Consider the following 13,833-nt stretch of genomic DNA (forward strand, 5'->3'; position numbering starts at 1 on the left):
CATGAACTGGATCGCAATCGGCAAGCTCACCGACATTCCGCTGCGGGGCGCACGCTGCGTGAAGACCCCGCAAGGCAAGATCGCCGTGTTTCGCACGGCCGCCAACGAGGTCTTCGCCATCGAGGATCACTGCCCTCACAAGGGCGGGCCGCTCAGCCAGGGCATCGTCCACGGCACCTCGGTCACCTGCCCGCTGCACAACTGGGTGATTTCGCTCGAAACCGGCAAGGCGCTCGGCGCCGACGAAGGTTCGGTCCGCACCATCCGGCTCGAACTGCGCGGCGAAGACATCTTCATGGCCCTCGAAGAACAGCTGGCCGCCGCCGAATAACCGGCGCGGCCATTTCAGACGACTAAGCTCTAGGGAGACGAGAAAAAAATGTCCTATGTCACACCGACGGAATTCGTGACGAAGATGATCGACGCCGGCGAGGCGAAGATCTTCATGTCCACGCGCGATACGCTGATCAGGGCCTTCATGGCGGGCGCGATCCTTGCGCTTTCCGCCGCCTTCGCCGTGACCATCACGGTGCAGACCGGCAATGCGCTTGCCGGCGCAATCCTCTTTCCGGTCGGCTTCTGCCTCCTCTATCTGATGGGCTTCGATCTCCTGACGGGCGTCTTCACGCTGTCTCCCCTCGCGCTGATCGACAGACGGCCGGGAGCGACCGCCGGGGGCGTGCTGCGCAACTGGACACTGGTCTTCATCGGCAACTTCGCCGGTGCCTTCCTGGTTGCCGTGATGATGGCGATCATCTTCACCTTCGGCTTCAGCGAGGCGCCGAACGAGGTTGGTCAGAGGATCGGCCATATCGGCGAGGGCCGCACGCTCGGATATGCCGCCCATGGCGCGGCGGGCATGCTGACGCTCTTCATCCGCGGCGTTCTCTGCAACTGGATGGTTTCGACCGGCGTCGTCGCCGCGATGATGTCGACCTCGGTGTCCGGCAAGGTCATCGGCATGTGGATGCCGATCATGCTCTTCTTCTATATGGGCTTCGAACATTCCATCGTGAACATGTTCCTTTTCCCGTCGGGCCTGCTGCTCGGCGGCAAGTTCTCGATCATGGATTACCTGATCTGGAACGAGATCCCGACCGTCATCGGCAATCTCGTCGGCGGCCTCACCTTCGTCGGCCTGACGCTCTACTCGACCCATGGCCGCAAGAGCGGCAAGCAGAGCGCGCCGGCTGGCCGCATCGGCGCTCCTGCCGTCGTTCCGGCGGAGTAAGCTCATGGGGGCCGGTGTTCTGGAAACGGAAATGCAGGCGGGTGGAACCACCACCACCAGGACGACCTGCCCCTATTGCGGCGTCGGCTGCGGCGTCATCGCGACAGTGGCGGGTGACGGCGCCGTAACGGTGAAGGGCGACCCCGAGCATCCGGCCAATTTCGGCCGGCTCTGCTCGAAAGGTTCAGCACTCGCCGAAACCATCGATCTCGACGGACGCATCCTCTTGCCCGAAATCCATGGTCGGCAAACGGACTGGAGCGAGGCGCTCGATCTCGTCGCAGCGAAATTTTCCGAAACCATAGCCGAGCACGGGCCCGATTCCGTCGCCTTCTACGTCTCCGGCCAGTTGCTGACCGAAGACTATTACGTCGCCAACAAGCTGATGAAGGGCTTCATCGGTTCGGGAAATATCGACACCAATTCAAGGCTTTGCATGTCGTCCTCCGTCGCCGGCCACCGCCGCGCCTTCGGATCCGACACCGTGCCCGGCACGTACGAGGACATCGAACTTGCCGATCTGGTGATCCTGACCGGCTCCAATCTCGCCTGGTGCCATCCGGTGATCTACCAGCGGCTGGCCGCCGCCAAGGCCGCGCGGCCGGGCATGAAGATCGTCGTCATCGATCCGCGCCGGACGATGACCTGCGATATCGCCGACCTGCATTTAGGAATCAGGCCGGATGGCGACGTGGCCCTGTTCATGGGCCTGCTTGCCCATCTGGCGCAAGGCCCGGCGATCGACCAGAACTATATCGGCGCGCATACGCAAGGGTTTGGCGAAGCCTTCGCCGCCGCCGCCGCGCTCCCGTTCACCGAACTCATGGGACGCACCGGCCTTCCCGCCATGCAGATCCGCGAATTCTTCCACCTGTTCGAGACGACCGAAAAGGTCGTCACCTGTTACAGCCAGGGCGTCAACCAGTCGGCGTCGGGCACGGACAAGGTCAACGCCATCATCAACTGCCATCTGGCGACCGGCCGTATCGGGCGTCCGGGCATGGGCCCGTTCTCCCTGACCGGCCAGCCGAACGCCATGGGCGGCCGCGAGGTCGGCGGTCTCGCCAACATGCTTGCCGCGCATATGGCGATCGAAAACGCCGAGGATCGCGACCGGGTGCAGCGTTTCTGGGCCTCGCCGCGGGTCGCCGACAAGCCGGGCCTGAAGGCCGTCGACATGTTCCGCGCCGTCGCCGACGGGCGGATCAAGGCGCTGTGGATCATGGCCACCAACCCGGTGGTTTCGATGCCGGACGCCGATGCGGTCGAGGCCGCCATCAAGGCCTGTCCCTTCGTGGTTGTCTCGGACATCCTTCGCGACACCGACACCGCCCGCCACGCGCATGTTCTCCTGCCGTCGCTCGGCTGGGGCGAAAAGGACGGCACCGTCACCAATTCGGAGCGCCGCATCTCCCGCCAGCGCTGGTTTCTGTCCGCGCCCGGCGAGGCCAGGGCCGACTGGTGGCAGATGGCGGAAGTCGGCCGCCGGATGGGCTTTGCCGGTTTCGACTATCAAACGCCCGCCGATATTTTTGCCGAGCATGCGGCTCTTTCCGCCTTCGAGAATGACGGCAGCCGGGATTTCGATATCGGTGCCTGCGTCGGAATCGGCGAAGAAGGGTACGATGCGTTGACGCCCTTCCAATGGCCGGCACTGCTGGAGAATACCCCCCTCTGGCCTCCCGGCGTTCGGCGCTGCGATCGATCCAGCGAATCCATCGCAGCGCCGAACGCCGGCAGGGCAGAGGGGGGTGGCGACAAGCGCTTCTTCGCGAATGGGGACTTCTATCACCCGGATCGCAAGGCACGTTTCGTCCCGGTCCAGGCGCCAGCCACCGACCGCACCAATGAAAAATACCCGCTGACCTTGAACACGGGCCGCATCCGCGACCACTGGCATACGATGACCCGCACGGCCAAAAGCGCCCGGCTTTCCGGCCATATCGCCGAGCCCTTCGCGGAAATTCACCCCCAGGATGCGATGCAGCTCGGCATTCGCGGCGCCGGCCTGGTCGAACTCGAAAGCCCGCATGGCAGCGCGATCGTCCGCGCCCTCCTCACCGAACGCCAGGCGCGCGGAAATATCTTCGTTCCGATGCACTGGAACGACCAGTTTGCCGCCAAGGCCCGTATCGATGCACTGGTCGCGCCCGTCACCGACCCGTTTTCCGGCCAGCCGGCCTCGAAGAACGTTGCGATTGCCGCCAAACCCTTCACCGCGTCCTTCTACGGCTTTGCGGTCTGCGCCTCGAAGCCCGAAAACCCGCAGGCGGATTATTGGGCGCTCGCCAAGGCCGATGGTGGCTGGCGGATCGAACTGGCCTTCGCGGACTTGGCCGAGGACTGGGTGGCGTGGTGCCGGACCGCCTTCAGCATTCCGGCCGGGATCGAGCCGCTCGGTTATGCCGACCATCAATCCGGCGACCTGCGCCTCGCCTTCTTCGAGGGCGGAAAGCTGCTCGCCGCGCTTTTCCTGGCGAACGAGCCGGTCGCCGTCGCACGCAACTGGGCGATCGGCCAACTCGTCATCGAACACGCCGACCTGCGCAAGCGCTTCGCGATCGTTGCCGGCCGTCCCGGCGCCGATCAGCCGGACCCCGGCGCCACCGTCTGTTCCTGTTTCTCGGTCGGCGTCAACCGGATCATCGGCGCCGTGCGAGGCGGCTGTCACAGCGTCGAGGCGGTCGGGAAAGAAACCAATGCCGGTACCAATTGCGGCTCCTGCCGCGCCGAAATCAGGGGGATCATCGATGGATGTCTTGCAGCAGCCGCGGAATGAAGTGCCCGCCCGCATGGCGCCGCTGGCAAAGCTCCCGGTCTTCTGGGCGCTCGAAGGCCGGCGCGTCATCGTTGCCGGCGGATCGGATGCCGCAGCCTGGAAAGCCGAATTGCTCGCCGCCTGCGGTGCGCAGGTGCATGTCCATGCGGAAGAACTCTCCGAGACTTTCGAGAGGCTGATCGGGCGCGGCGCGGAACATCCGCAGGGCGAATTCATCCATCACCCGCAGGCGTGGAACGCTTCGATTTTCGAAGGCGCTGCGATTGCGATCGGCGACTGCGAGGATGAGAACGAGGCGGAAAGCTTCTTCCGGGCCGCCCGCGCAGCCGGTGTGCCGGTCAACGTCATAGACAAGCCGGCTTTCTGCCAGTTCCAGTTCGGCTCGATCGTCAACCGCTCGCCGGTCGTTGTGTCGATCTCGACCGATGGCGCAGCCCCGATCCTCGCTCAGGCGATCCGCCGCCGTATCGAAACCCTGCTGCCGGCCTCATTGAAAAGCTGGGCGGAACTCGCCCAGTCACTGCGGGAAAAAATCAATGACCGCCTGGCGCCTGGCCCCCAGAGACGCGCCTTCTGGGAACGTTTCGTCGACCGCGCCTTCGGCAGCGAACCGGGATCGGAGAGCGAAACCGCGATCCTCGCCGATGCTGGCCGCGTGGCAGCATCTTCGGCTGAAAAAGGCCGCGTCACCCTCGTCGGGGCAGGCCCGGGCGATGCGGAGCTCCTGACGCTGAAGGCGGTGCGCGCGCTGCAGGCGGCCGACGTCATCCTGTTCGACGACCTCGTCTCCGACGAAGTACTGGAACTCGCGCGCCGCGAGGCCAAACGCATGCTGGTCGGCAAGCGCGGCGGCCGGGTGAGCTGCCGCCAGGAAGACATCAACGACATGATGGTGAAGTTCGCCCGCGCCGGCAAACGCGTGGTCCGCCTGAAATCCGGCGATCCGATGGTCTTCGGCCGCGCCGGCGAGGAGATCGAGTGCCTGGAGCGGTCGGGCATCCCGGTCGATGTGGTGCCGGGCATCACCTCGGCCAGCGCCATGGCTTCGCGGCTCGGTGTGTCCCTCACCCATCGCGACCATGCGCAGGGCGTCCGTTTCGTCACCGGTCATTCGCGAAAGGGCGCGCTGCCCGACAATCTCGACTGGAAAAACCTCGCCGATCCCCGGACCACGACCATCTATTACATGGCGGGACGCACCGCGGGCGAGATCGTCGGCAAGCTCACGGATGCCGGGATGACGCACGACATGCCGGTCGTGATCGTCAGCGCGGTGACCCGGCCGAACGAACAGCGCTGGGCCGGACCGCTGAACCAAATGGCTGCGGCCATGGCAAAGATCGGCGTCGACGAACCGGTGCTGATCGGCATCGGCCACGTATTCCGCAGGGCCGATATCGCCGGCTGCGCTGACCGGAACGACCAGATCGCGGCGAGCGCCTGAAAAAAGGGGCGGATGAAACCGCCCCTTTCCGTGAAAGTTCACCGCGGCGCGGACGCCGAACCTTCCTTGTAATAGGAGACGTAGCTGCTGTGCAGCCGCTCCGGCGCGCCCGGATCCGCATAACGATGCAGCTCCGACATCTCCGTCTTGTTGAGGATCACCCCGACCGTTTTCGACGCGATCTGCGGTTCGGACCGGATGACCGACTGCACCGCCTTGGCGGGCGTCACGCCCCATTCGGTGACGAAGACGAAGCCGTCGACATAGGGTTCGAAGGCCTTGGCGTCGATCACCGGGATGAGCGGCGCCAGATCGACGACGATGACGTCGAACGTGTCCTTGATGCTCTCCAGGAAATGGCTCATGCCGGAGGAAGCGAGAAGTTCGCTCGTATGGGCGAGCTGCTTGCTGCGCGTCGTCATCGGCAGGATCGTCAGGCGCGAGCGGCGATCGACGCGCGCGGCACTGGTCCATGGCGTCTTCTGCAGCACCACCTCGATCAGCCCGACCTCCGGTTCGGAGGCCAGCATGCGGCTGAGGCCGGGATTGCGCAGGTCGGCGTCGATCACCAGCGTCCGCACGCCCGTCGAGGCGATCAGTCCGGCGAAATTGGCCGCGACCATGGATTTACCCTCGCCCGGCAGGCAGGAGACCACGCCGATGACCCGGCATTTCCGCTCCTGCAGCATGATATCGCAGGCGAGCTTGGCGTTGCGCAGCGTCTCGGCGAACTGGGACCGCGGCGCTTCCACCGCAACCCGCATCAACCGCCGGAACGAGATCGGATTGCCGGGAGGAGCGGCGGCCGCCTCGGCCTCGGTCGGTGCCGGCGGCGGCGTTTCCTCGGCACTGGCGCCGCTCACCTTCGGCAGGTAGCCGAGGAAGCGCAGGCCCAGCTTCTCCTGCACGTCATCGCCGGTGCGGAAGAACCGCTCGCGGAATTCGAGCAGCGTCGCCGCCGCCCCGCCGATCAGCAGACCGAGCACGATGGAGAGCGCCATGGTCAGCGTCTTGCGCGGGCTGGATGGAGCGGTCGGCAGGCCGGCGTCGGAGATCACGCGCGCCTTGGCGATCGGGAAGGATTGCCGCTGGGTCGCTTCTTCGAAACGGCCGAGATAGCTTTCATAGAGCGTCTTCAGCGCCGCCGCCTTCTGCTCCAGCTCGCGCAGCTGGACCATCGAGACATTCGCCAGCGAATTGCGGCCTGCAACCCGCTCGATACTGTCGCGCAGCGACTTTTCGCGCGAACTCGCCACTTCGAATTCGTTGCGGAAACTGCCGGTCAACTGCTGCAGTTCCCGGAAGATCTGCTGCGAGAGATCGCTCTTTTCCGCCTTGAGCGCGACCGCCTGCGGATGGTTCGCACCGAACTGCTGGATAATCCCCTGCTCGCGGTCGGAGATGTTGATATACCGCTTGCGCAGGTCCTGAATGACCGTGTTGTCGGTATCGCGGGCCGAAATGACGGCGTTCTGAACCGCCGCGTCCGGCCCCTTGTCGATGATCGCCTGATATTGGTTGTAGCGTGCCGAGGCCGTCGCCGCATCAGCCTGCGCAACGATCAGCTGGCTGTTGAGATCCGAAAGCTGCTGGGTCGACAGGAGTTCGCCGCGGGGGGATACGAGGTTGTGCTCGGTCTTGTACTGCTCGACGGCAAGTGCCGCCTGCTGCGAACGGCTGTTGAGGTCGTTCAGTCGCTCCTGCAGCCAGAGCGAAGCCCGCTCCGTCGCATCGAAATTGGCGTTGAGCTGTTCCGTCAGATAGGAATCGGCATAGGTCTTGGCGATCGTCGCGGCAAGCTGCCGGTCCGGCGAACGGAAAGACAATGCGATCACCGAACTGCGGCCGGTGCGCTCCACGGTCAGCGATTGCTGCAGGACGGCCGCGGCCTTTTCACGCCGACCCATCCGCACGCTCTCTTCCGAAGGCGGCGGACTACCGGGCGTCAAGAGCGCGACGACGCTGCTGATGGCGCTCTTGGCAAGATCGATCGGCGATTGCGGGGGATTGACCACGGCCTCGTTCTGATCGAGCTGCGCCTTGTCCACCACCCTCAGGGCCAGCGCCTTGGATTTCAAGATTTCGACCGCGCTCGACATGCGGTTGTCGATCTGCTGCGCCGTCTGGCTGTCCGGCGGGTCGTCGGCATAACGCGAAAGGTTTTCGTCGACCAGGATCTGCGTCATGGCGGTGTAGATCGGCTGGGCCATCACGAGATAAAGCCCGGCGAGGGCAATGGTCGCGATGAGGCAGACGACGATGACGCCCGAACGACGGATCGCAGCCGCCCAGAGCTTGTCGAGATCGATGAACGTGTCGTTATCCCGCGTTTCGCTCGGAAATATCGTTCTCGGCCTGAAGTTTACCTGATCCATAGGGCTCACTTTCTGGAGCTTGAGGCGGCGGATGGCAGAATTGGCCGCCATCCGCCTTGGATGATTTTAACGCTCGTTACGCAGCTTTGACCCGGGTCTCGTGCGACATCATCAATTGCTTGATGGAGGCGTAGATCTCGGCCCCCATGTCCTGGCGAAGCATGGCGAAGGCGACATTGGCTTCGATGAAGCCGCGCTTGCTGCCGCAATCGAACGTGCGTCCCTGATAGGGATGCGCATGGAACGGCTGGACCTGCGCCAGCTTGTGCATGCTGTCCGTCAGCTGGATTTCGTTGCCGGCGCCGCGTTCCTGGCGGGCCAGCAATTCGAAGATTTCCGGCTGCAGGATATAGCGCCCATTCAGGTAATAGTTGGACGGCGCCTCCGCAGGTTTCGGCTTTTCCACCATTCCCGTCACCTCGAAACCATGCGGCACGTTTCGGCCGACACCGACGATGCCGTAGCTCGACGTCTCTTCGGGCGCGCATTCCTCGACCGCAAACACATTGCCGCCGACCTCTTCGTAGAGATCCATCAGGCCCGCCATGCAACCCTGCGATCCGTAGGAGACCATGTCGGGCAGAAGCAGGGCGAAGGGTTCGTTGCCCACCAGTTCGCGGGCGCACCAGACCGCGTGGCCAAGCCCGAGCGGTACCTGCTGGCGCGTATAACTGACGGTGCCGGCGACCGGCAGCATCTTTTCGAGCTGGGTGACCTGCACGGTCTTGCCGGAACGGGTCAGCGTCGCCACGAGTTCCGGCGCGCTGTCGAAATAGTCCTCGATTGCGGTCTTGTTGCGGCTGGTCACGAAGATGATATTCTCGATTCCCGCCTGCATGGCTTCGTCGACCGCATACTGCACGACAGGCCGATCGACGATCGTCAACATCTCCTTCGGCATGGCCTTGGTGGCCGGCAGGAACCGAGTGCCGTTGCCTGCGACGGGAATCACCGCCTTTCGAACTGGTCTTTTCATGTCCATTCCTTCGTCCTTTCTGAGGGCGCCCCGCCCTGTTGATCGGATTTTCAGTTGACGTCGGCCGTTCTCACCAGCCGACGCATGCGGACGGCGATCGGCATGCGCAGAAGTCGGAGCGCACGCGGGTTTTCGATCGCCGTTTTCAGGAAGCCGCCGACGGAACCTTTCTTGATTTCGTCGACAAGCGTGAGAAATGATCCCGCTTCGAGAATGCTGCGGGTGCGTTTTCGCTGGGCGGCCATGGCCTTCGCATCCAGTTTGTAGCGGGCAAGGAAGGCACTGTCGGTGGCCAGCATCGCATCGAGATGGCTCTGTTCGAGCACCCGCGAGATCGAGCCCTGGCGCAGATGATAGACATAGCCGATGTCAGGCACGATCGCGCAGCGGGCGCCACTCGCCAGCGCCGACGCGAGCAGCAGATAGTCTTCGCCGACCCGCAGCGTCTCGTCGAAGCGCAAGCCGTGGCTCTCCAGAAACGCGCGCTCGAAGATCGGCTTCATGTAGCCGAAGTTGAAGGTCGACTGGAAAATCACGTTCGAGCCGATGAAATCGGCGAGCGTCATCACCCCGCGCCGCTTGAGCTCCTGCCTGGAGAACATGGCGTGCGGTTCGCCGCGATCGAACGGGATGACGTCGAGATTGTCGACCACGATCTGCGCCGCGGCCGCTTCCGCCCGTTCCAGCATGGCCAGAAGCCTGGCGGGATAGATCGTGTCGTCGGAATCGAGAATGGCGATCCAACGGCCACGAGCTGCGGCAAGCCCGGCATTGCGGGCGGCGGCCGGCCCGCCATTGACCGCCTGGGCGATGAGCCTGACCCGCTGATCCGAATAGCCTTCGGCGATGGCCCGGGTTCCGTCCGTCGAACAATCGTCGACGACGATGACTTCGAGCGTCACGCCGATCTGCGCAAGCGCGCTGTCGATGGCGCGCGCAAGCGTTTCCTCCGCGTTATAGGCGGCGATCACGAAGCTCACGTCCGGCTGAAAATCCGGGGACTGCAGATCATTCAGGGTCATAGGGCTTCGGCGGCTCCGTATTGGCGGATCTCGCGAATGCCGAGCGTGCCCGAGACCGCACCGGCATGGAGTGCGGCGCGAAGGGCATAGCGGATGCGGGTCACCGGAGAGGGCATGGTAACCGCCGTCAGCGCCAGGCAATAAACGAGCTTCAGGCAGGCAAGGCCCGTCTGCTTGAGGCGGCCGAGACCGGAATTCTTGGCCGCGAGAATGCGCCCGTGCGTCTGGCCGGACCGGAACCTGCGCTTGGCGAGCCAGGAAAAACTCGCGCGCTTTTCGGGAACCAGTTCCTCTACCATCGCATCCGACGCGAATTCGATCCGCCCGCCGGCATCGGTCAGCGCGGTGAAGAAATGCGTGTCCTCGCCGCCGCTCTGGCCGAGCGACAGCGCGAACCTGCGGCCCGCAACGGCCGGTGAGCGCAGGTCAAGGAGGGTATTGCAGGTATAACCGGTCCTGATCTGCCCGCCGACCCAGACCGGCATGGTCGAGTGGAAATCGCCCTTGCGCATCCAATCGGCGCTCTGCGTTCCGTAGACCGCTCTCACCGGGCCCAGAACCGCATCCGCTCCGGTCCGTTTCGCCACGGATACCAGCCCGACCAGCCATTGTGGCTCCGCCGTCTCGTCGTCGTCGATGAAGGCGAGGTAATCCGCATCGCTTTCGGCGAGGCAGGCATTGCGGGCGATCGAGATGTTCGATTTCGGGCAATGCACGTAGCGGATCGGGAACGGCGAGCGTTCCCGCAAGTCGTCCACCAGCCCGCTTGCGCTCGGACCCGCGTCGTTGTCGGCGACGATCAGGCGCAGTTGCGCGCCCGCCGGAACGGCGATTTCGAAGAGCGAGGCCAGCGTCTCGGCCAGTTCCGGCCGCCGATAGGTGCAGATGCCGATATCGATGCGGATCGGCTTTTCCTCTGCCGTCATCAAGCGGCCCTCCGTGGGCGGATGCCGATCAGTTCCAGCCAGAAGCCTGCCGACCAGGCGAAATGCATGATCATCGCCGAAAGCGAGGCAAGCGGGCCATAGGGGTTCTTCTGCCCGACCGCGAGCCAGAACCCGTAGCCGATGCAGGCGACAGCCCAGATCGCCATCGGCAAGGCCGCCCACCAATAGAGAAGCGCAAGCAGCGCCCCGACGACGACAGGAGCCACCGCAAGCGGGACCGCCTGCCGGAGCTTCGGGATCGAGCGGTGCTTGATCAGGTTCTTCGCCCGGCCGCGGCCATAGGCAAGATATTGCCGGAAGAGTGCCGGGGCGCTCGAACGCGGATAATAGGTCATGTAGGTCTTAGCAGTCATCCAGATGCGGAAAGCGCCGGCGCGAAGCCGGAAATCCAGCTCGGCATCCTCGTTATGGCTGAAGCTTTCGTCATACCCCCCGACGGCCCGGAAAGCCGAAATCCGCATCAGCGCATGGTGGCCGTGATCGACCCATTCGCCGCCGCCGCCGGCGCGATGTTTCGAACCGCCATTGCCGAGCTTGGAATTCTGCGCCACCGCGGTCGCCTTCTGGAAAGTGCCGAAGCCGACCGTCTCCATGCCGACCACGACGGAATCGGCGTCCATGTCGATCGCCTCCTGCAGCAGCGTGCGGCAGTAGTCGTCGGGATAGTCTCCATGCGCGTCGATGCGGATGAGAAAGTCCCGGTCGTCGCCGAAACGATCGACCGCGAGGTTGATGGCGGCGCTCTGGATGCGCTTGCGATTGCCGAGCAACAGCAGGTCCCGGATCTCGGGGATCAGCTTCTGAACGATCTCCGGCGTATCGTCCTGGCTGCCGCCGTCGGCGACCACGATCAGCATGTCCATGTCGCCGCGCTGCTCATTCAGCTTGCGCAAGAGCGGCGCGATCGTTGCTGCCTCGTTCAGGCAGGGGATCACCAGGAGCGTCCGGGTGTCGGAAATCCCGGTATTGGAGTGAGAACGCGAAACCATACTCCACCTCACGATCGCACGGTTGAAACGGCCGGCAGGTCTGCCGGCGACGGGACGTTGGGATGTAGGGCGGCAAGCCGGGAGACAAGGGCACGGCATTCCGCCGGCCCCGTGACCCACTGGCTGCGCTCGACGGCGGCAAGCCGGGAAAAGAGTTCGGCATAACGCGCTTCGGTCATCTCATCGAAGAGCGCCTGGAGGCTGTCCGGCGTCACCTCATTGCGCACCAGGCCGATGCCCCGCTTGCCGATGAACCGGCCGGTCTCGGTACCCGCGAGCGCGATCGGCACCGCGCCGTAAAGCCCGCCTTCATAGAGGCGGTTCGGCAGGAGCCAGCTGGAATTCAGCCCTTCCTCGAAAAAATCGATCGCCCAGGTGAACTGTACGTCGCCGTAGATCGCGGCGAGATCCTCCGGATTGCGGTAGGCACCGTGGAATTCCACATGCGGGGCGGCCGCGACCTTCGCATCGAAATCGTCGAATTCGCCATAGGCGGGGCGGCCGCGCAACACGATCTCCACCTTGCCGTCCATGCGGTTGGAAAAATCGATCAGCATGTCGAGCGACCTGCGGCACCGGATCGCACCGAACCAGCCGATCCGCCAGGGTCTTCCCGGCTCCGGTGGACGCGGCACGGGCGGTTCCGAGACCGGTTCCGGCGCGATGGCAAGCACCTTGTTTTCCAGAAGCAGGACCGGCAGGTCGAGACCCGAAAGCGGCCTGAAGAAATTGTCCACGAAAGCCGGCGAACTGGTGATCAGAAGGCTGGCGCGGCGGCCGAACGCCCGCTGCGCCGCCCGCATCGCCCGGCCTTTCATCCCCGCGTCGAGCAGCAGCCGGTGGATATCGAGGCATTCGTAGACGATCGGGATCCTGCTATCGAACAGCGATGCGGCGCGTCCCGCCAGCGCTAAAGTTTCCAGATTGCGGGCGATGATGACGTCGGGCGGCGCAACGCCCGAAAGCGTGCGCTTCAGCGCGGTGCGGGCGGCGGCGACAGCACCTATGCGCTGCGCAAAACGGCCGTCGGCAGTCTTGCCGAGCGAGATGGTCGTCACATCCGGCTCGTCGGCGAGAACGTTCGAGCCGCGCTCGAAGCCGGCGACGGTCACGGTCGCGCCGCCGGCCTTGAGGGTCAGCACACGGCGCCGGATAGCCGCATCGGCCATGTCATGCGCCAGATAGAGAACGTTCAAAGTCAAATGGTCCAACTCCTTGTGTCGAGCGATGCAGCCCTCGAAAATCGCAGGCCAGCAAACCGCCGATAGCGGTTCAGTCGAGCGTGCAGAGCACGGATTGCGGGAAACGGCACTCCTCGCCGAGGGCGGTAAACGCCACCCGATCGACGGTCATCGAGGTCGGCTGGCTGTAGGAGAACGCGCCCATCCATTGTTTGAGCGTATCGGTGCCCCATAGGCTGAGGAAAATCTTCTGGGGGTTCTGCGGTATCTTGGCCTTGTCCGTTACTTCGTGAACGAGCTTGCCGTTCACGAAGTAACGGAGGCGGTTCTCCTCCCAGATGAAGGCATAGTCGTTGAAACCCTGATCCGCGCCGCCGGCGACCGGCACCAGCTTCTCGTTGTTTCCCTTGGCCGAAACATACTGATTGAGCTGAACCTGGCCGGTATTCTTGCCGAGCACTTCGAAATCGATCTCGTCGTGAGGCTTCTTGTCGGTCGGGCCGATAAAGGTGAAAAACGCCGAATTGAGACCGGCGCCCGTCGCGGATTTCATCCGGACCTCATAGGTGCCGTAACCGAAACGCGCCTTGGTCTGGATCTCGCCGCAGGCAAAGTCCCGGTCGCCGGTCTTGCCTTGGCTGAAGGTCAGCTGCAACTGGCCGCCGTCGGTCTTCACCTGGTTCTTGGACCAGGTGCAGTTCTGATGCTTGCCGTTGTTCCAGCCGTCCGACACGTACCAGACGGAGCGGTCGAGACTGTCGAAATTCTCCACGAAGGACTGACCCGTGGCGCCCTGCTGGGCATATGCTGCGGGCGAGAGAAGCCCCGACACCGCCGCAGCGATGATAACCTGGCAGGTTCGTTGAATCTGTCTGGCTTTAGCCGTCAT

General features: G+C 64.1%; 11 protein-coding genes. 4 read left to right on the forward strand and 7 right to left on the reverse strand.

What is annotated here, in order from left to right; all coding sequences use genetic code 11:
- The first annotated feature begins 1 nt into the window (after position 1).
- From nirD to cysG, 4 genes are read left to right on the forward strand one after another with little or no spacing between them, the layout of a single operon-like run.
- Positions 2-331 carry a nitrite reductase small subunit NirD gene (nirD, locus tag J2X76_RS12670; protein ID WP_113127985.1) on the forward strand — a complete coding sequence of 110 codons (330 nt, stop codon included), beginning with the start codon at positions 2-4 and terminating at the stop codon, positions 329-331.
- Positions 332-379: 48 nt separating this feature from the next.
- Positions 380-1,231, forward strand: a complete 852-nt coding sequence (locus J2X76_RS12675) for a formate/nitrite transporter family protein (RefSeq protein ID WP_310216454.1) — start codon at positions 380-382, stop codon at positions 1,229-1,231.
- Positions 1,232-1,262: 31 nt separating this feature from the next.
- The gene (locus J2X76_RS12680) at positions 1,263-4,010 is read left to right on the forward strand and encodes a molybdopterin-dependent oxidoreductase (RefSeq protein ID WP_310216572.1); all 2,748 of its coding nucleotides are present in this window, start codon (positions 1,263-1,265) and stop codon (positions 4,008-4,010) included.
- Positions 3,982-5,454, forward strand: coding sequence for a siroheme synthase CysG (gene cysG, locus J2X76_RS12685; RefSeq protein WP_310216457.1), 1,473 nt, complete (start codon positions 3,982-3,984; stop codon positions 5,452-5,454). Before J2X76_RS12680 ends, cysG begins: the two co-directional genes overlap by 29 nt.
- A gap of 38 nt (positions 5,455-5,492) precedes the next feature.
- On the opposite strand, the gene J2X76_RS12690 is transcribed toward cysG, so the two are convergent.
- The 7 genes from J2X76_RS12690 to J2X76_RS12720 all read right to left on the reverse strand — a co-directional run bounded on the left by J2X76_RS12690 (position 5,493) and on the right by J2X76_RS12720 (position 13,833).
- Positions 5,493-7,829, reverse strand: a complete 2,337-nt coding sequence (locus J2X76_RS12690) for a polysaccharide biosynthesis tyrosine autokinase (protein ID WP_113131560.1) — start codon at positions 7,827-7,829, stop codon at positions 5,493-5,495.
- 76 nt (positions 7,830-7,905) lie between these two features.
- Positions 7,906-8,811 carry a UTP--glucose-1-phosphate uridylyltransferase gene (locus tag J2X76_RS12695; protein WP_113131554.1) on the reverse strand — a complete coding sequence of 302 codons (906 nt, stop codon included), beginning with the start codon at positions 8,809-8,811 and terminating at the stop codon, positions 7,906-7,908.
- A gap of 44 nt (positions 8,812-8,855) precedes the next feature.
- Positions 8,856-9,827 (reverse strand): glycosyltransferase family 2 protein, encoded by a 972-nt coding sequence (locus J2X76_RS12700; RefSeq protein WP_113131553.1) that lies wholly within the window; start codon positions 9,825-9,827, stop codon positions 8,856-8,858.
- On the reverse strand, positions 9,824-10,753 hold the full coding sequence (locus tag J2X76_RS12705; protein WP_310216463.1) for a glycosyltransferase family 2 protein: 930 nt from the start codon (positions 10,751-10,753) through the stop codon (positions 9,824-9,826). Before J2X76_RS12705 ends, J2X76_RS12700 begins: the two co-directional genes overlap by 4 nt.
- The gene (locus J2X76_RS12710; RefSeq protein ID WP_310216466.1) at positions 10,753-11,763 is read right to left on the reverse strand and encodes a glycosyltransferase family 2 protein; all 1,011 of its coding nucleotides are present in this window, start codon (positions 11,761-11,763) and stop codon (positions 10,753-10,755) included. The genes J2X76_RS12705 and J2X76_RS12710 overlap by 1 nt, the downstream gene beginning before the upstream one ends.
- Positions 11,764-11,771: 8 nt before the next feature.
- On the reverse strand, positions 11,772-12,932 hold the full coding sequence (locus tag J2X76_RS12715; protein ID WP_310216574.1) for a glycosyltransferase: 1,161 nt from the start codon (positions 12,930-12,932) through the stop codon (positions 11,772-11,774).
- A 103-nt stretch (positions 12,933-13,035) separates the two neighbouring features.
- A complete protein-coding gene (locus J2X76_RS12720; protein ID WP_113131550.1) occupies positions 13,036-13,833 on the reverse strand; it encodes a glycoside hydrolase family 16 protein in 798 nt (265 codons plus the stop codon).

Source organism: Neorhizobium sp. 2083 (assembly GCF_031455615.1).
Classification (GTDB): Bacteria; Pseudomonadota; Alphaproteobacteria; order Rhizobiales; family Rhizobiaceae; genus Neorhizobium.